General features: G+C 55.2%; 11 protein-coding genes, 1 tRNA gene and 4 pseudogenes. 9 read left to right on the top strand and 7 right to left on the bottom strand.

All coding sequences use genetic code 11. The features are described from left to right. The first annotated feature begins 105 nt into the window (after nt 1-105). The 6 genes and pseudogenes from acuI (at nt 106) to JCM25146_RS06115 (ending at nt 7897) form a co-directional block, all read left to right on the top strand. Nucleotides 106-1077, top strand: a pseudogene (gene acuI, locus JCM25146_RS21270) (acrylyl-CoA reductase (NADPH)). 438 nt (nt 1078-1515) lie between these two features. Then, nucleotides 1516-3171, top strand: coding sequence for a thiol reductant ABC exporter subunit CydD (cydD, locus tag JCM25146_RS06095; protein ID WP_035372095.1), 1656 nt, complete (start codon nt 1516-1518; stop codon nt 3169-3171). Between the two features lie 61 nt (nt 3172-3232). Then, entirely contained in the window at nt 3233-4891 is a 1659-nt protein-coding gene (gene cydC, locus JCM25146_RS06100; protein WP_025826621.1) for a thiol reductant ABC exporter subunit CydC, read from the top strand. Between the two features lie 47 nt (nt 4892-4938). Continuing rightward, a pseudogene (locus JCM25146_RS17670) lies at nt 4939-6533 on the top strand (cytochrome ubiquinol oxidase subunit I). 15 nt (nt 6534-6548) lie between these two features. Then, nucleotides 6549-7685, top strand: a complete 1137-nt coding sequence (cydB, locus tag JCM25146_RS06110) for a cytochrome d ubiquinol oxidase subunit II (RefSeq protein WP_025826623.1) — start codon at nt 6549-6551, stop codon at nt 7683-7685. A gap of 14 nt (nt 7686-7699) precedes the next feature. Beyond that, nucleotides 7700-7897 (top strand): hypothetical protein, encoded by a 198-nt coding sequence (locus tag JCM25146_RS06115; RefSeq protein ID WP_025826625.1) that lies wholly within the window; start codon nt 7700-7702, stop codon nt 7895-7897. A 228-nt stretch (nt 7898-8125) separates the two neighbouring features. Here the strand turns inward: JCM25146_RS06115 and JCM25146_RS06125 are convergent, their stop codons facing one another. Beyond that, on the bottom strand, nt 8126-8857 hold the full coding sequence (locus JCM25146_RS06125; protein WP_025826627.1) for an SDR family NAD(P)-dependent oxidoreductase: 732 nt from the start codon (nt 8855-8857) through the stop codon (nt 8126-8128). A gap of 22 nt (nt 8858-8879) precedes the next feature. Beyond that, a pseudogene (gene argC / locus JCM25146_RS17675) lies at nt 8880-9799 on the bottom strand (N-acetyl-gamma-glutamyl-phosphate reductase). A gap of 70 nt (nt 9800-9869) precedes the next feature. Here argC and mazG point away from each other — a divergent pair. After that, nucleotides 9870-10853, top strand: coding sequence for a nucleoside triphosphate pyrophosphohydrolase (gene mazG / locus JCM25146_RS06135; protein ID WP_025826629.1), 984 nt, complete (start codon nt 9870-9872; stop codon nt 10851-10853). Nucleotides 10854-10931: 78 nt separating this feature from the next. On the opposite strand, the pseudogene htpG reads toward mazG, so the two are convergent. Continuing rightward, nucleotides 10932-12810: pseudogene (gene htpG / locus JCM25146_RS17680) on the bottom strand (molecular chaperone HtpG). Between the two features lie 160 nt (nt 12811-12970). Continuing rightward, nucleotides 12971-13891, bottom strand: coding sequence for an N-formylglutamate amidohydrolase (locus JCM25146_RS17685; protein ID WP_035372087.1), 921 nt, complete (start codon nt 13889-13891; stop codon nt 12971-12973). A gap of 66 nt (nt 13892-13957) precedes the next feature. Here JCM25146_RS17685 and JCM25146_RS06150 point away from each other — a divergent pair. After that, nucleotides 13958-14032 (top strand) — tRNA-Val (locus JCM25146_RS06150). Nucleotides 14033-14035: 3 nt separating this feature from the next. Here JCM25146_RS06150 and JCM25146_RS21275 read toward each other — a convergent pair. From JCM25146_RS21275 to JCM25146_RS06160, 3 genes are all read right to left on the bottom strand, one after another. Further along, nucleotides 14036-14791 carry a site-specific integrase gene (locus tag JCM25146_RS21275; protein WP_242400963.1) on the bottom strand — a complete coding sequence of 252 codons (756 nt, stop codon included), beginning with the start codon at nt 14789-14791 and terminating at the stop codon, nt 14036-14038. A gap of 263 nt (nt 14792-15054) precedes the next feature. Further along, a complete protein-coding gene (locus JCM25146_RS22395; protein WP_159101962.1) occupies nt 15055-15369 on the bottom strand; it encodes a helix-turn-helix domain-containing protein in 315 nt (104 codons plus the stop codon). 624 nt (nt 15370-15993) lie between these two features. After that, nucleotides 15994-16302 (bottom strand): HigA family addiction module antitoxin, encoded by a 309-nt coding sequence (locus tag JCM25146_RS06160; protein WP_035372088.1) that lies wholly within the window; start codon nt 16300-16302, stop codon nt 15994-15996. Between the two features lie 849 nt (nt 16303-17151). On the opposite strand from JCM25146_RS06160, the gene JCM25146_RS06165 reads away from it, so the two are divergent. Then, entirely contained in the window at nt 17152-17700 is a 549-nt protein-coding gene (locus JCM25146_RS06165) for a hypothetical protein (RefSeq protein WP_025826634.1), read from the top strand. Nucleotides 17701-18234: the final 534 nt, after the last annotated feature.

Here is an 18234-nt window from a genome sequence, read left to right on the forward strand (position 1 = left end):
CGGAACAGACGGGCTTTGCAGGCGTTGGGGAGTGGCTAGCATATATGCGCCACTGTCTGGTCGGTGGCGTGATGACTGTTTGGTTGCTCCCGCTGGATAAAACTGATGTTTGATGCGCTCTTTCTTGAACAGGCTGGTCAGATGGCCAAGCTCGTATGTCTACCCGACGACGCTCTGCCTGCGGAGGAGGTGACTGTCCGTGTCCACTGGTCGGGGCTGAATTATAAGGATGCGCTGGCCGTTACCGGGCGCGGTCCCGTGGTGCGGAACTGGCCAATGGTTCCGGGCATAGATTTTGCCGGTGTGGTCGAGCACTCTGCCAGCCCCGATTTTTCTGTCGGGCAGGAAGTCATCCTCAATGGCTGGGGGGTAGGCGAAAAGCACTGGGGAGGTTTGCGCAAAGGCCTGCGTGCCGGGTGCCTGGTTGCAGCCTTTGCCGCAGGGGTTGAGTGGTCAGCAGGCTATGGCGCTAGGAACGGCAGGGTTTACGGCTATGTTGAGCGTGCAGGCCCTTGTGCGCGAAGGGGTAGAGCCCGTCCATGGTCCTGTGCTGGTAACAGGAGCAACCGGTGGGGTTGGGAGTGTGGCCGTTATGCTGCTGGCCCAGATGGGGTATGAGGTGGTGGCGGTAACCGGTCGTCTGGAGGAGCAGGCTTACCTGCATCAGCTTGGGGCGACAGAGGTACTTGCGCGCTCACATTTTGAAATGCCGTCCCGTCCGTTGGAAAAAGCCCGCTGGCTGGTGCTGTGGATGTGGTGGGCGGGCAGGTTCTTGCGTCTGTATGTGCCTCCATGAAGCCGCAAGGCGTGGTTGCAGCCTGTGGGTTGGCGGGTGGTATGGATTTTCCGGCAACAGTTGCCCCCTTTATTCTGCGTGGTGTGACCCTTGTGGGAATCGATAGTGTGATGTGCCCTCAACCCGTGCGGCGGCAGGCATGGGCGCGTCTGGCAGAGCAGGTGAATAAAACCCTGCTTGCAGGTTTGACACGGGTTATTCCTCTGCCTGATGTGCCAGCGCTGGCAACGGAATTGCTGGATGGCAAGGTGAGGGGGCGCATTGTTGTTGAGGTGCCCTGACTTTAATGGGAGAGGGTGTGTTTTACAGTGTTTTGGCTTGCTCGATAATAGTTAGAAAAATCATTAAATATTGATCTGTCCGGGCATTATTCGGGGAAAAACCCCCTGCAAACGGGGGCAGTCGTTATTAAAAATCTGACAAAAAATAATAAAAACGCATAGATTAAAAATAAAAATAATTAAAATAAAAAGTTAATATGAAAATATATCGTATTTAAACGAAACATCATTAACGGAATATAAATATAAATCATATTATAAATACATATATCAAGATACACATCGTTTTTACATGGGCACTCTGTAACTGAGAAAATTCTCAACACCATGTTTATCTTGACGGGAATTGCATACCTATATAATTAAATAAATTAGTTAAATAAACTATGTAAGTATGATCGTATGGTCGCAGCCTCCACACGCCCCCGTGGTACAGATATGACAAGGGAACTGGTGCGCATTGCGCGTGGCTGGTTGCTTGGGTCTGTTGTGGCCGGGGGTGTGAGCGCTGTTCTGCTGGTATGCCAGTTTGTCCTCCTTGCGCATGTGGTGGACAACGTGGCGTTTCATGCTCAGGCCCCCCACACGCAAGGGCGCGCATTTATACTGATCCTGATCTGCCTTGCAGGGCAGGTGGGGGCGCGTTTTGCATCTGACATGATGGGAACACGGGCCGGGCTGCGGGTGGCCAGTCATGTGCGCGGGCAACTTCTGGCGCATCTGTTTGCTGCGGGACCAGTTGCATGTGCGGATGTGGCTGCCGGAGATATCGTGACCACCTTTACGGAAGGGGCGGCAGCGCTGGTCCCTTATTTTGCCCGTTACCTGCCTTCTGCTGCCATGATGGTCGTTTTGCCTCTGCTTATTCTGGCAGTTGTGGCGGGCGTGGATGGGTGGAGTTTTCTTGTGCTGGCCTGCACCGGCCCACTTGTTCCCGTATTCATGGTTTTTGTGGGCTATGGCGCGCAGGCCATTATGGACCGGAGGTGGCGTCAGCTATCCCTGCTGGGTGGTAGTTTTCTCGATGCGTTGCGGGGGTTAAAAACCCTGCGTCTGCTGGGGCGCGCACAGGGGAGTCTGGAGCGGATTACCCAACTGGCGGATGCGCACAGGCGTACGACCCTGTCGGTTATGAAGGTGGCGTTCCTGACGTCTGCTGCACTGGAGTTTTTCTCCAGCCTGTCCATAGCACTTGTGGCTGTTGTGTTTGGCACACGTCTGTTGGCGGGCACTGCCGACTTCCGCTCTGCTTTTCTGGTGCTGCTGTTGGCCCCAGAGTATTTTATGCCCTTGCGCACTTTTTCTGCCAGTTATCATGCGCGGCAGAATGCGCAGGCTGCATGCAGAGCATGGATACGGTTTTGGGTCTTGCCCACTCTGGCTCGCTCCTATAGCGGGCAACCCATGCAGGGCGTGATCGGGGGAGTGCAATGCCGTGCTCTTTGCGTGTGTCGGCCGGATGGTATGTCTGTTCTGCACGACGTAACCTGTGATTTTGCAGCAAACAGGTTAACGGTCCTGACCGGGGCGAGTGGTGCAGGTAAAACCACGCTACTCCATGCCCTGCTTGGTTTTATTCCTGTTTCAGTTGGAACGCTGGAAGCCAGCAATGTGTCTGGCCACCCCATACAACTGGATGGTGTGCGCATGGCATGGGTGCCACAACGCCCGGTTATGGTTTTTGGCACCGTGGCTGACAACCTGCGCCTTGGTGCGCCGGATGCGGATGAGGAGCAACTGCGCCACGCAGCGGCACAGGCCGATGCGCTGGGCTTTATTGATGCACTCCCCAATGGGTTTGAAACGCATATAGGCGAACGGGGGAGCCGCCTGTCCGGCGGGCAGGTGCGGCGTCTGGCCCTAGCGCGTGCTCTGCTGCGCAACCCGGATGTTCTGGTGCTTGATGAGCCAACGGCAGGGCTGGATGCAGCCAGTGCGTTGCGGGTGAGCAATGCCATATGCCGCTGTGTGCCAGGGCGCATTGTTGTTGTGGCAACCCACGAGCAGGTCATGGCTGCACGCGCGGACGTGCTGCTGCATGTGGCTGACGGCACGGTTGTCGTGCAGCCGGTCAGGGCGGAGAGCGTTGCATGATGGCGCAGGGAAGTCCTTTGCAGGGTGAGGGCCTGATGTCGGGCTGGAGGGGGGTCTCCGCTTGGCCGCTGCTGCGCGGTGGCGTCTGGTCTGGGGGGTGGCGCTTGCTTGTGCGGCGTCACTGGCAAGTTTTGGCCTGCTTTTCCTGTCGGGCTGGCTGCTGGCGGGTGCGGCGGTGGCCGGGCTTGCAGGGCAGGTGAGCGCGCGGGCTTTCAATATTATCCTGCCGTCAACGGGTGTGCGCTTTTTTGCCATGGTGCGCATTCTGGCCCGTTATATGGAGCGGGTTGTTGCCCATGATGGTGCTTTGCGCCTGACGGGGCAGTTGCGTGCATGGGTGTATGAACGGTTGATCCCCCTTGCTCCGGCAGGGTTGGTGGAGTTGCAGGGCGGAGACATGTTGGGCCGCTTTGTCTCGGATACGGACAAGGTTGCAGCATATTATACGGATGTTGCTCTGCCTTTTGCACGCGCCGCGTTGTGTGGTGTGGTGTTTGTCGGGGTGTTTGCCTGTTTTCTGCCGCTGGCGGCGCTGGTTCTTGCACTTGGGTTGCTGGGTGGGGCGCTGGTGCCATGCCTGAGCGGCGCTGCAATGGACCGGCTGGTAAGGAGGGGAGCAGAAAAGCAGAGCCAGATTCAGGCAGAACTGGCGGAAACACTTCAGAATCTGGGTGAGTATCTGCTTTTGGATGCGGCATGTAGCCGTGCCAAAGGTTGGCAGACTCAGCAATCTGCTGTGGATCATGCACGCTGGATGCTTGACGCGCTGGAAGGAGCCGCACGCGGGCTTGTTACAATCCTGACATTTGTCACAGCGCTGGCCGTGCTGGTTCTGGCGGCGCACGCGCACCAGATGGGGCAGTTGAGTGTTGCTGAAATTCCCATGCTGGTTCTGGGGGTTCTCGCAGCGTTTGAGGTTGTAACCCCCCTGCCGCTGGCGCGGCAGGCTGCGGCGGAAGCGCGGCTGGCAAGTATGCGGTTGCAAATGGCGTGCGCGCCGCATGGTGCAGCGGAGGTGGTGCAACCCCACGCCCTGCCTCACGCTCCGTACGACCTGGTAATGCGTGACGTGAGTTTTGCATACCCCAAGACTGTCAGCCCGGTTTTGCAACATGCATCGCTGAGCATACGTCAGGGCGAGCATGTGGGGCTGGTAGGGCCATCGGGCGTGGGTAAAAGCAGCCTTATCAATCTTCTGTTCGGGTTTTATGCACCTTGCGGTGGCAGCATAACCTTTGGTGGGGTGGATGTGCGCCTGCTCCGGGCCGAGGATATGGCGGCGTTTGTTGCTGTGGTCGCACAGGACTTTCATCTGTTTGCCGGAACATTAAGGGACAACCTGCTGCTTGGTGCGCCGTCCGCCACGGATGCGGATGTGGCGGAGGTGCTGGAGGTGGCGCAGTTAACCCGGTTTGTTCAGTCCCTGCCAAAGGGTTTGCAAACATGGGTTGGCAATGATGGTCTGCGCCTCTCTGGTGGGCAGGCGCGTCGGGTGGCTGTTGCTCAGGCCCTGCTGCGGCGGACACCATGGCTTGTTCTGGACGAACCGACCGAGGGGCTGGATGCGCCCCTTGAGCAGGCTCTTATGGCGGCCCTTACGTGGTGGGCTGCTGGCACTACCATTGTGTGCATGACCCACCGCACGGCGGTGCTGCCATTCATGCACAGGGTTGTCAGGGTGGAAGACGCACGCTTTTGCCCGGAAGGGAGAGCGACATGAAGAACTGAAAATGAAAAACGCTTTTCTTCTGTAATAAGGTTGAGAAAATGGATCTGATTAACCCTGCGGTCGTTGACCTCTCACGCTTTCAGTTTGCGTTGACGGCTCTTTACCACTTCATGTTTGTTCCCCTTACATTGGGGCTGACCTTTATGCTTGCGGCTATGGAAACGGTGTACGTCGTGACCGGCAAGCAGGTGTACAAGGATATGGCCCTGTTCTGGGGCAAGCTGTTTGGCATCAACTTTGCTCTGGGGGTCGCCACCGGGCTGACCATGGAGTTTGAGTTCGGCACCAACTGGTCCATGTATTCCCGCTTTTTTGGGGATATGTTTGGCACGCCGCTGGCCATTGAAGGACTGATGGCGTTCTTTATGGAATCCACCTTTGTTGGTCTTATGTTTTTTGGCTGGGACCGCCTGAGCAAGCCTGTGCATCTGGCGATTACCTACCTTGTTGCACTGGGCTCCAACCTGTCTGCCTTGTGGATTTTGGTGGCCAATGCCAGCATGAACATGCCCAACGGCGCACATTTTGACCCCGAAACACTGCGTATGACGTTTGACAGCTTTGTTGGCGTTGTCTTCAACCCCGATGCACAGGCCAAGTTCGTGCATACATCGGTTGCGGGGTATGTGGCGGCGTCCATGTTTGTCATGGGCATTAGCGCCTTCTACCTGCTGCGCAAGGAACACCGGGAGTTTGCTGCCCGCTCCTTTAGAATGGCAGCGCTGTTTGGCATTTTCTCCACTGTTGCGGTCATTACGCTGGGCGACGTGCTCGGCCGTCTGGACTATGAGCACCAGCGACCAAGATCGCGGCCATTGAGGGGCTGTGGCACACCAGCAAGCCGCCTTATGAGCCATGGATTATTGCTGCTCTGCCCAATGATGCCAAGCAGGAAAGCTCGTATGAAATTGGGGTGCCGTTTGTGCTGACCCCGCTGATTACGCACAGCTTCACCACCCCCATTACCGGCATGATCGAACTGGAAGACGCAGCCGCTCCACGCATTGAGTCCGGCATTGCCGCTGTCAGTGCCCTGCGCCGGTATGAGGAGGGCCATCAGGCGGCGGATCTGGAGATGTTCCATGCTCATCAGAACGACATGGGCTACGGCCTGCTGGCATCGCGGCATGCGCCTAATCAGGATGTTACCGCCATCCCTCCCGAGCAGATCCAGAGTGTTGTCGAGCAGACCAAGCCGGATATCCTGCCTAATGTGTTTGTGACCTTCTGGTCCTTCCGCCTTATGGTTTTTCTCGGCGTTTTCTTTTTCGTTCTGTTTGCAATGGCGTCCTACCTGAGCCTGAAGAACCAGCTGGAACGTAACCGTCTGTTCCTCAAGATATGCATGTGGGCCATTCCCCTGCCTATTCTGGCAACGGAGTTCGGCTGGATTACGGCAGAGGCTGGCAGACAGCCATGGACGGTGTTTGAGCGGCTGCCTACCTTTATGTCTGCTTCAACGCACAGCGTGTCTTACATGCTGTTCTCGCTGGCCGGGTTTACTGTGCTTTACAGCATATTTATCGCGGTTGAGCTTTACCTGATGTTCAAGTTCGCACGGTTGGGGCCGGAGGCGCATGGTCAGCACGACCATGGTGCTGACGCAGACCACCTGTCCATTGTGGCGCATTAAGGAGGGTCTTGCATCATGGACCTTTATGTTATTCTCAAACTCGTCTGGGCTGGCCTTTTGTGTGTGCTGCTGATCGGGCTTGGCCTGATGGTGGGCATGGATATGGGGGTAGGCACCCTGCTGCGCTTTGTGGGGCGCACGGATGGGGAGCGCCGCACGGCGCTCAACATTATCGGCCCGCACTGGGACGGGAATCAGGTCTGGTTCATTCTGGGCGGGGGGGCTATTTTTGCAGCGTTCCCCACCCTGTATGCCACATCCTTTTCCGTGTTTTATGTGGTCATGATCCTGCTTTTGTTCAGCATGATCTTGCGGCCTGTGGCGTTTGAATACCGCTCCAAGGTGGATGCACGCCTATGGCGGGCAAGCTGGGACTGGGTTTTTCTGCTTTCAGGCTTTTTGCCCATGTTTGTGTATGGCGCAGCCTTTGGCAATATTCTTCAGGGGGTGGGTTACCACTTTAACTGGAGCGGGCAGTATTTTCAGGACGGGTCGTTCCTGAGTTATCTGCTCAACCCCTTTGCCATTCTGTGTGGTCTTATGGCGGTCAGCCTGAGTGTGATGCAGGGTGGGGTCATGCTGATGATCCGCTCCGAAAACCCGATCCATGACCGTGCGCGCCGTTACGCCAGCCGTGCGGGACTTGTGGCGGTTGTCCTGTTCCTTGTCGGTGGTGTGTGGGTGCGGGGCATGCATGGCTTTGTGTTGGAGCAGGGGAATCCTGCCATGCCAGCAAACCCCATGCACGGGCAGCACGTCAGCATGCAGGTTGGCGCGTGGTTGAACAACTATGCAGCACATCCCGTACTGTGGCTGCTGCCGCTGCTGGGTGTGGTGTGCATGCTAGCGGAGGTAGCGCTGGTGCTGGCCAACAGGCCGCGTGTGGCATGGTGGATGGGCCTTGGTGCCTGGGTGGGCACAATTGGCACGGTTGCGGCCTCCATGTTCCCGTTCTTTATGCCGTCCACCACAAATCCGGATCAGAGCCTGACAATCTGGAACAGTTCTGCCAGCCAGTACGGCCTGACCTGCATGCTGGCTGTGGCCCTGATTTTTGTGCCGCTGATCCTGTGTTACACATCATGGTGCTATTACGTGATGCGTGGCAAAGTACATACGGCAGATATTATAAAAGACACGCATAGTTACTGAAAAGGAGAGGGGAGATGAAAATCTTTCTGCGTTTTGCAGGGTTGGGTCTGGCTCTGGTGGTGGCTTTGCTGTTTGCCGTTTTTGTGGGCGATCAGGGGCCTTGGTACTTTGCATGGGCGGTAGGCACGGTCATGATTATTCTGGTCGCAGCTGCCGGGGGTGTTCTGTTTGACGCACAGACCGAAGACCATGTGTCTGAAGGGGAGTTCTGAGCATGATGGGTGATCTGGAAGCCATTATATTTTTTGTACCGTTTTTGTATTTATCCTTTTATATAATAGCATTTTCTGTTATAAAAAGGATGTTTCCCTAGCCTGTAATTCTGACATCAGGGAAGCCGCACAAAGGAACAGCCTGCATATCGCAAGATATGCAGGCTGTTTTGTATTGATACCAAAAGTTATGCCACACTCCTGTAGTTTCAGGAGTGTGGAGAGTTGTCAGGCTTCCAGGCCGCCATCTACCGGCAGGGCCGCACCCGTGATGTAGGACGCCTTGGGGCTGGCCAGAAAAGCAGCCATGGAGGCAATGTCATCCACCGTGCCATACGCGCCGGTTGCGACAAAACTGCTGATAAGAGAAGCACCTTCACCATCTTCGGGGTTCATGTCGGTGTGGATCGGGCCGGGTTCGATCACGTTGGCTGTAATGCCACGGCTCCCCAGATCCCGCGCAACGCCCTTGGCAAAGCCACGCAGGGCTGCTTTGGTGGCAGCATACAGCGAAATACCGGGGAATGGTGCGCGTGCCCCAAAAGCGGAGCCAATGTAGATAATCCGCCCGCCTTCCTTCATGTGCTTTACGGCTTCCATGGTTTCCACCATGACGGCCCGCACGTTCAGGTTCAGGATATTTTCGATCTGTGCGACCGTCATTTCATCAATCGGGCCGTAAGGGTAGGTGCCTGCGTTGCAGACCAGTGCGTCAATGCGGCCAAAAGCGATTATGGTTTCGGCAATGACTTCGCGGTTGCCTTCCACCGATGCGCCATTGGCTTTGATGGTCAGGGCCTTACGACCCAGAGCACGCACTTTTTCCGCGACCTCTTCCGCAGCACCCGAACTGCTGGAGTATGAAATGGCAATATCATACCCATCTTTTGCCAAAGCCTGTGCAATGGCAGATCCAATACCCCGGCTACCGCCGGTAACAATAGCAACACGATTGCTCATAATATTAAAAACCTTTCAAAATTCAGGCGTTGTTCAAACCAAGCATCAGGCTGATGTTCTGCAGTGCTGCCCCGGATGCTCCCTTGCCCAGATTGTCCAGACGGGCAGTCAGCAGGGCCTGCCGGCAGTGTGTGCCTGCGTGCACGCGCAGTTCCATTTTGTCACTTCCTGCCAGTGCCTCGGCGGAGAGTGTCGGCTCGTGCGGCATAACGCGCACATGTTCCTGCCCTGCATAGTGCTCTTGCAGAATGTTGTGCAGGTCACTCCCGGTGATGTGACCTTGCAGGTCATCCAGATGCAGGGGGATGGAGACAATCATCCCACGGGCAAAATGGCCGACCGAAGGCACAAAAACCGGTCGCCGGCCAAGCCCAGCATGCTGGTGAATTTCGGGCACATGCTTGTGTTCAAGGCTTAAGCCATACAGCTCAAAAGCTGGGCCGCCAGCACTTTCATGCGCTTCTATCATGCTGCGGCCACCGCCGCTGTACCCACTGATCGCGTTAATGCAGATAGGGTAGCGGGCATCGAGCACGCCTTTGTCCACCAGTGGGCGGAGCAGGGCGATGGCACCAGTCGGGTAACAGCCGGGGTTGGAGACGCGCAGAGCGGTTGCAATGGCTCTGTCCTGCCCTTCTGCCAGTTCGGGGAAGCCATAGACCCACGCGGCATCGGTGCGGAAGGCAGTGCTGGCATCCAGCAGGCGGGGGGCAGCATCACCCAGTGTTGCCGCCATCTGCACCGCCTCGCGCGAGGCGGCGTCTGGCAGGCACAGAACAACCAGATCAGCCGCGGCCATGGCATCCTTGCGGGCCGCAGGTCCTTGCGCCGGGCGGGGTCGATTGAAAACAGCGTAACAGGCAGGGCCGAGAGGCGCTCGCGTATTTCCAGCCCTGTTGTGCCTGCTTCGCCATCAATGAAGATAACGGGTTTCTGTGTCATGCCTTCCTCTTCTGATTCTGGCGGTAGGTTAGGCTTTATCCCTGCAAGCGCATAGACGCGGGGTGGGATTATGGCACAATGTTTAACACATCAAGACCCCGCCACCCGCACGGCAGACCACCAGAACAGGCAAAGAACCATGACCAATACGCCCCAGCCCCCCGTAGCATTCCCCAAGGACATGGCATCTGGCAGGCACACAGCCGCGCAGAACATGGAACGCCTGCTTGCCCTTATGGCACGCCTGCGCGACCCGGAGGAGGGATGCCCGTGGGACCGTGAGCAAACGCACCAGACCATTGCCCCCTACGCCATAGAGGAGGCTTACGAGGTACTGGATGCCATTGAACGGCAGGACTGGCAGGCTTTTCCCGATGAACTTGGAGATCTGCTGTTGCAGGTTGTCTATCAGGCGCAACTGGCCGAGGAGCAGGGGCATTTTGCGTTTGCCGATGTGGCCCGGATCGTGACCGAAAAAATGATCCGCAGGCACCCGCATGTGACTTTTGGCAAGGATGTGTTGGGGGAGGATGTGGCGCCCTCCTCCCATGCCGCGGGCGGTGTTTCCGCCACTGCCGCACCGGGGCAATGGGAGGCGATCAAGGAGGGGGAGCGCAGGCGCTCGGCTCAGGCGGGTGGGGCTGGTAGCCCCCGGCTTGGAGCGTTGGCGGGTGTGCCCCCTGTTCTGCCAGCCCTGCTGCGTGCCTCCAAACTGGCGTCCCGCGCAGCCCGTGTCGGGTTTGACTGGCCCGATGTGGAGGGAGTTCTGGCCAAAGTGCATGAAGAAATCGATGAATTTTCGGTGGAAATGCAAAAGGGAGACCGCGAGAAAATGCAGGACGAACTGGGAGACGTCCTGTTCTCGGTAGCCAGTCTTGCGCGTCGGCTCAAGCTGGACCCGGAGGCCTGCCTGCGGCAGGCGTGCAACAAGTTTACCCGCCGGTTTGAGGCGGTCGAAGCCCGTCTGGCGCAGGACGGGCTGAGCATGCAGGACCAGAGTGTGGAACAACTGGATGCGTTATGGTGCGCTGTCAAACAGAACGAAAAACCCTGAAGCCGGAGCGGCGGCTGGGCTGGTCCCGCCGCCCCAGTGCTGACCAAGAGGGTATTTCTCCCCCTTGGCACGCAAGGTTTACTGTGCGCCGGAAGGAAGGACGCCACCTGCCAGATAATCCATGATCCGGCGGGAGAAAGCATTCACATCCTTTGGTGTTTCGCCATTCTGAATGCTGGCGACATCAAGCAGGATATGAGCGAGTGCATCAATCTGCTCTCCAGCCTGCACTTTTTGTGCCAGTGCATGCACAATGGGGTGGGCGGGGTTGAGCTCAAGCACAGGGGTAACGTCCGGTATGTCCTGCCCGCTGCGCTGCATGAGCTTACGCAGTTGCAGGTCCGGCCCCCCTTCTGGCGCACTCAGCACCATGGCGCTGGAGACCAGACGGTCTGTCGAGCGGATGTCGGACACAGCATCCCCCAGAACGGTCTTCAGAGTGGGGAGTAAGGTATCCATATCCGCTTTTTCGGCCGGGCTGGCTTCTGGCGCACCAAATTTTTCAAGGTCGTTCAGGCCCTGTGCAACATTGCGCAGGCTTTTGCCCTCATACGTGCCAAGCGTTCCGGCCAGAAGGAATCCACGGGGTCGCAGAGCAGCAGCACTTCCACTCCGCGTGCCTTGAACCTTCAATCTGGGGGGAGGCGGCCAGCACGTCCGCATTGTCGCCTGTTACGTAGTAAATGGCGTCCTGCTCGGGTTTGAGGCGTGAGAGGTAGTCATCCAGCGAGGTCAGTCCTTCTACCGCGCTGGAGCGGAAGCGGCTCAGGGCTGCCACGTCCGTTTTGTAGGTGGGGTCGTCCCACATGCCTTCTTTCAGGACCGGGCCAAAGTTTTCCCAGAACGTGGCGTAGGTATCTGCATCCTTGGCGCGGGTTTTCAGCTCGTTCACCACCTTGGTGGTTACGGCCTTGCGGATGCGCGACAGAACGGGTGTGGCCTGCAACATCTCTCGCGAGACGTTGAGGGGCAGGTCCTCGGTATCTACAACGCCCTGCACAAAGCGCAGCCACGGGGGCAGGATTTCCGCATCATCGGTGATGAACATCCGGCGAACATGCAGGCGCACCTTGCTCTCGCGCACCTGCTCGCCAAATTCGAACGGACGGGATGAGGGGACGAACAGCAGGGCGGAAAACTCCATCGTGCCTTCCGCGCGCCAGTGCAGCGTATCCCACGGCTTGTCAAAATTATGGGTGATGTGGCGGTAGAATTCCTCAAGCTGTTCTTCCGTCACGTCATTGCGGGACTTGCGCCACAGGGCCGTACCCTCGTTGGCGGCTTCTTCCTTGCCTTCGCGCATGATGGTGACGGGCCACGCAATATGGTCCGACCATTTGCGAATAATTGCCTGCAAGCGCCATGGGTCCAGAAATTCGTCGGCATCGGATTTGATGTGCAGGGTAATATCCGTACCGGCTTTGTCCCGCGTGGCAGGTTCAAGCGTGTAAGCGCCCTTGCCATCGGATGACCAGCGCCATGCTTCGTCCGTTCCGGCACGGCGGGAGACGACATCCACCTTGTCTGCAACCATAAAGGCGGCATAAAAACCAACACCAAACTGGCCGATCAGGCTCGGGCGGTCTTCGGGTTTTGCATTTTCCAGCTTCTGCCCGAATGCGCGGGTGCCCGAGCGGGCAATGGTGCCGAGGTTGGCCACCAGTTCGTCCCGGCTCATGCCCGACCCATCATCACTGATTGTCAGCAGGCGCGCGTCTTTGTCAGGGTTGATGCTGATTTTGGCGTTTTCGGGCAGGGCCTGTGCGCCATCGGTCAGTGCCTCAAACCGGCGGCGGTCCGTGGCATCGGCGGAGTTGGCAACCAGTTCACGCAGAAAAATCTCGCGCTCGGAATAGAGCGAATGCACGACCAGATCAAGCAACCGGCCAACTTCTGCGCTGAACTCGCGCGTTTCACTGCCCTGATGTGCTGTGGCGTTTGGGGGTGTTTGTGTCATGCCAAAGTCCTGTCAATTACGATCATCTTATATAAGGGCAGTGTATGCCATAGCTGTTGCGCTTCCGCACCCTGCCTGTTCTGGTCCAACAGATGTGGTGGGGGGCAAGGGTTTTCAATATCTGTGCCGGACATGTCTGGTGGCCGTGCGCATTCGGGCTTTATGCGGGTGGAAAATGCGCCAGAACACGTTCGACCAGAATGGTTAATGCGTTGGAAAGAGCAGTAAACCCGCTGTGTGGGGTACGCGTGTTTTCATCCATGTAAAGGCCGCGTCGCATCTCTATTTGCAAGGCATGCATGTTGCTGGTGGGGCGGCCATAGTGGCGGGTAATATAGCCCCCCGCATAGGGGAGATTGCGGGCAACTTTAAACCCCAGCCCCTGTAAGGTCTGTTCGGCAAGATTGGTCAGATGTGGTGTGCAGGACGTGCCGTAACGATCGCCCAGCACAAAGTCGGGTGAGCCTGCCTGTGGTGCATCTGGCATGGAGTGCAGGTCCAGCAGCAGGCTCAAGCCATGTTGTGCCCGGGCGGCCTCAAGTAGGTCAGCCAGAGTAACATGGTAGGGCATCCAGTAATGGCGGATGCGCAAGGCGGCCTCCATAAAAGGTAGACGTTGCCGGTAAATGGGGCGTCTGTCCGCCACAATGCGTGGGATTGAGCCCAGCCCTGCCAACCCCCGGTCTGATGGCGCGACAAAAGAGGGAATGGACCCGTGGAACATCCGGCTGTCCAGGTCCCATGCCGCGCGATTGACGTCGCAGAACACGCGCGGAAAGGTGGCTTGGAGCAAGGGTGGCCCCAGAGTATGCGCGCCTTGGGCCAGTTTTTCCACGTAGCTGTCTTCTCCACTGCGCAAAATATCCAGCGGCTGGCGGGTCAGGCGGATAAATGCTTCGGGATAGAAATGTCCCGAGTGGGGGGAGGCCAACACCACAGGCCCGGTTGCAGGGGTGCCAGACACCAGCACCGGTGGCGGTGCCATTTGCCTGTCCGGTCCACTCTCCTCATGTGCTTCCTGCTGCGGCAGAAGAAAACGCCGCAGGCTGGGGGGAAACAGGGAAGACGCAAATTTTTTCATATTCCCACTATTGTGGGCTTGCGCTCGCAAGGCAAGGAGGATAAAAGGCCCACACACATCAGGAATGGGCGCATAGCTCAGCGGTAGAGCACTACCTTGACATGGTAGGGGTCACAGGTTCAATCCCTGTTGCGCCCACCATTCCTAGAGTGGCAGAAAACCAAGGTTTTCTGGGGCATCAGCAGTTGGCTCCTTACCTTCTGCATGATCGTCTAGCACGCGAATAGCACGCATATTGAGATTTACCATCGACTGGGTTGCAGCCCGGTCGATGGCGCTTGCGATTTCGTCAATAACCTTTCTGGCGTTGCTAAGATAGTCCGGTCGGACATGGACATAGCGTCCAGTCGTGCGGAGATTGGGCATGGCGTGGCCCATAAAGGTTGCAACCTCTATGTCAGGCACTCCACGGGTTATAAGCTCTGTCGCCATTGTGTGACGAATTGTGTAGGGGACAATTTCTTCTGGTAGCCCAGCATTACGGCGCACTGCCCGCCAAGTCTTATTGATCTTGGCAATTGGTTTGCCATGATAGGTGATAAGGGAACCAGGTCCAGCGGCTTCAATGATTGGGCGAAGGAAATGTGCCATTGGTACGCGTGGACGTCGCTTTTTGGTCCGTTCTCGGCCGGGAGGATTGAGATCAATAATCCCATGAGTCAGGTCGCATTGCTCGCGTGTAAGCTGTAAGAGCGCTTCTGGTCGAGAGACTGTGCCAATCAATAAGGCGACAAATACCCGCATGTGTGGGGGCATGTCGGCGTCCCACAGTTGCGCTATTTCCTGTATCGTCATGATGCGTTGCCTCCCTTCCCCCTCAGGGGGCAAGGTAATTGGCATTTGTTTGTCTATCTCACCATTTTTCCACGACCAGTTTAGAGCAGCGGCTGCAATACCCATCACTCTACGGGTATAACCAGTAGATAAGCCGTTTTTTTGTAGGTGTGCCGCTATGCGCTTCTGTTCTGTTAGCGTGTAATCAGAAACACAAAGACCAGGTGTTAGGGCTTCAAGCACTAATTCTAGAGCGCGTTGGTTCGGGCCAGAGCTGCGTGTGCTTTGTGAGTGCTGAGAGTAACACCGCATAAAAACGGATGCAATTGTCGTGTCGATTGCGGGTTCATTGCGTCTATGGGCATTCTGAGTAACAAATGCAGCCAGCTTTATTTGGGCTTCCTGAAAAACTGTTGTGCCAAGAGATGCTCGCTTTGTCTGTCTGGTATGTGGTTCATACCAGCACGCGCACCATGCATCCGAGTTGGGGCGTTTTCCAAGAAAGTGTTTCCCAATTCGGAAGATATGGTCGGGCATTGTTCATTTCTTAGTAGATAATCAGAAATATGAGTTTGTGTGTAGCGCACACGAAAACGAATTTTTAGATAGCCAATGCGACCATCTAATCTTTCTCGTCGTAAAGTGGAGACGGAAATGCCAAGATGTGCAGCGGCATCTCTTTCAGTGAAATAAAACATCTTCATCTAGTAAGCCTTACTAGTACGAAAAAAGATATATACATGGAAAAAGATGGTAGATTAGAAAAGAAATCTAGAACTGCTATCAAAAATAAAATTCTTATTGCGGCCTAAATTTTCTAATGACATTTTATTTTCTCCGTATCAAACAGCCCGTTCCATGGTTGAAATACCAGCTTAACCTAGGTACTATACTAACCAAGATGTCGGATCGCTTGAGTAGTTGTCAGCGGTTCGTCGGGGTTAAGTGCTTCTAACACTGAACTCTAACGGAAAAGGTCGTCATGTTTATGACGGCCTTTTTTGTTTCAATCAAGGTATTATTTTAAAAAAATGAATAATATATTTATATAATTTGGATTTTTAATTATAGGGTTACCTCAACCTCTAATGATGAACCAATTCAATCCATAATTTATGAAGCATTTATTTTGTATGAAAGTGCTTATATTTCCGGATGGAACGTTCTTCCCATAATCAGAACATGCGGAACTATACGGCACAGTTCTTGATATAATGAGAGGCAAAGATTTAGCGGCTAAATTTTTGCTGTAGTTCCCGATCTTGGGAAGTGGCCTGTCTAGTAAACCAAAAAAGGCCCGGTCAGATTATCCTGAACCGGGCCTTTCATCATGGTGTCATTTCTACCGCATGTAGAGTAGGAATTTTACTCACATCGACAGTTTTAACAGCCTGCCATTCATCATAAGCCGATTGCATTCTGTTCCAAAGGGTGGGGCCATTACCGCAGAGCTTGCCAATACGAACAGCAACAACCGGACTGATTGGCTTGTTCTCTGACAAAATATCATGAAGGTGTTGGCGGGAAATACCGAGCAACGCGGCAATTTCGATTTTCGATTTGCCAAGAGCCGGAAGAACGTCATCCCGCAGTATTTCGCCCGGATGTGTGGGGCAGCGGTTAGGGGCGGGTCTCATCGAGTGCTCCTGTATTGTTTGTTGGATGTCTATAATAAAAGCATCTTGTGATTAAGATCAAAAGTGATGTGTGATTCTATCCGCATACACTGAAGATCATGACGGCTCATTGACTATTCTTTGCCCTTAGTGGGGCGAGATTTAGTGTCTCAGTTTTAGCGGCTAAATCTTTTCTAGCGTTTTACGGCGGCAGCCGATGCTCCGCAGGACAAGACACCGTTGAGCCATAGGTGAATAAGGTTGTGTGAAGGGTGCACCCTTCACCTGTCCTGCCCAGCCTTATGGCTGATATTAGAGCCAATTAGTGATCTCGGACACCGGCAAAACCGATAAAAACCCGTGTTTATCCGAAATTGCGCAAAAAATCGGCAAAAGCCGCGATTATCGCCTCATGTCAGACATACCTCGCGTCAATTCGCTATTTGTAAAGCGGACATGAATTGGCTGGGTCACTCATAGCTGGTTGGGAGCCGCAAACGGACCGGCCGGTTCCGGCTGCTAAGAGGGCAAAGCAGATGTTGCCGCTCTACTGGAGAGGAGTCTCGCCAGATTTTTAGCGGCCCCACCGACTAACGTGCAGATACCCGCTTGACAGCGCATCATTCGACAAAGAACCCCGCAGTCGACGACGCGCCCGGGAAGCCATGCCCCTGAGTGGAAGGCTGAATCTTGTCATGGTTACTTCCTACAGGCACCATGATTTCTGGGAGCGTCTAGCAAAGCGGGTGATGCCGCTGATACTATCGATAGGGCGAGCATGATAAAGATGGGGTTCTTCTGGTTCTCTTTGGAGTCGGTTTCCCGACTTTTATTGTTCTACGACCAAGTGGGGTACGAATCCCAAAATTAGTGCTGACGACGATCGGCGGTTTGGCGATCTTTGCTGGGATCGCCCTTGGGATTGAGGAACGTATTACTAAAGTCGTCTCGCCTTTTGGGCAACTCACCGCGGCAACGGAAAAGGCAACAGCAGACGCACAGGCCATTTCACAACTTAAAGAGCGCGTCGAAAATCAGAGCGCGACGGTCGATCTAGTCGCTACTCAGGCGGAGAAAGCGAAGGACATGTCACAGGCCGCCACTACCCAAGTTACTAAGGCACAACAAGAGATCGATACGCTGAATAAAGTAATCAGCGAAGCCGGAGTTACACTCAAGTCGCTGAAGGAAGAAGAAGAATTCAGAGGGTTAATCATAGCTGCTCAAAACGACGATCGAGCTAGTTACGACAGATTGGCGAAGATCTCGGTGGACAAAGAGAGCCGCTTTTCTGCGGCGGCGATAGATGCCTATCGGACCATAACCGGTGCGCACAACTCCAGCATATATCAGAGCGGATTTAAAGGCTATTGGAAACAAGGTATTGATCCATCAAAATTTTCGTTTATTGAACTATAAAAAATCTACCACACGACACCGTCACAGATAAGGCCTGCGCTTCTGGAATACATATGGAACCGCAACGATATTCCGAAGCTGAGCCGCATGGATTTCATGATCGATGTGATGAAGACGGACAGCACCTTACGGCTACCGAATATGCCGCTCGACATTTCTTGGAAGGGGGAGACTTGACACTGAAAATGAATCCTATGGCCTTTGATAGCCTTTATGAGTGGTGGGCGCAGCACCGAGGCGAATTCGTAGAAAAATAGGGCTAGTAGCTCGGAATAATTCAACTCGAGAAGAATATTCGTGTTGCAGGGAAGCGGGGAGGCAAGTCCCTCTTAACGATGAAGAAAGCGTCTTCTACAACGGGTTTGCGAAGAATGAAGCGCCAAGCTGCCGTTTCCTCCCTGCCAAGAAAAAAACGAAATTATATCTCCGTTTGCCAGACAGCGGACAGACTGCATTCCCCCCATTCCAGCCACACACCGCTCCTCTTCACGTCGGACAACACGGGATAAAGGCCAATACCGCAGTGTGCCATAC

It is taken from the genome of Acetobacter okinawensis JCM 25146 (assembly GCF_000613865.1).
GTDB lineage: Bacteria > Pseudomonadota > Alphaproteobacteria > Acetobacterales > Acetobacteraceae > Acetobacter > Acetobacter okinawensis.

What these genes read in the sequence shown, in the direction of transcription:
- JCM25146_RS17685 (WP_035372087.1), bottom strand. Translation starts at nt 13,891, where the DNA reads ATGAAAAAATTTGCGTCTTCCCTGTTTCCCCCCAGCCTGCGGCGTTTT.
- JCM25146_RS22395 (WP_159101962.1), bottom strand. Translation starts at nt 15,369, where the DNA reads ATGAAGATGTTTTATTTCACTGAAAGAGATGCCGCTGCACATCTTGGC.
- JCM25146_RS06115 (WP_025826625.1), top strand. Translation starts at nt 7,700, where the DNA reads ATGAAAATCTTTCTGCGTTTTGCAGGGTTGGGTCTGGCTCTGGTGGTG.
- mazG (WP_025826629.1), top strand. Translation starts at nt 9,870, where the DNA reads ATGGCACAATGTTTAACACATCAAGACCCCGCCACCCGCACGGCAGAC.
- JCM25146_RS21275 (WP_242400963.1), bottom strand. Translation starts at nt 14,791, where the DNA reads ATGGGTATTGCAGCCGCTGCTCTAAACTGGTCGTGGAAAAATGGTGAG.
- cydD (WP_035372095.1), top strand. Translation starts at nt 1,516, where the DNA reads ATGACAAGGGAACTGGTGCGCATTGCGCGTGGCTGGTTGCTTGGGTCT.
- JCM25146_RS06160 (WP_035372088.1), bottom strand. Translation starts at nt 16,302, where the DNA reads ATGAGACCCGCCCCTAACCGCTGCCCCACACATCCGGGCGAAATACTG.
- cydB (WP_025826623.1), top strand. Translation starts at nt 6,549, where the DNA reads ATGGACCTTTATGTTATTCTCAAACTCGTCTGGGCTGGCCTTTTGTGT.
- JCM25146_RS06125 (WP_025826627.1), bottom strand. Translation starts at nt 8,857, where the DNA reads ATGAGCAATCGTGTTGCTATTGTTACCGGCGGTAGCCGGGGTATTGGA.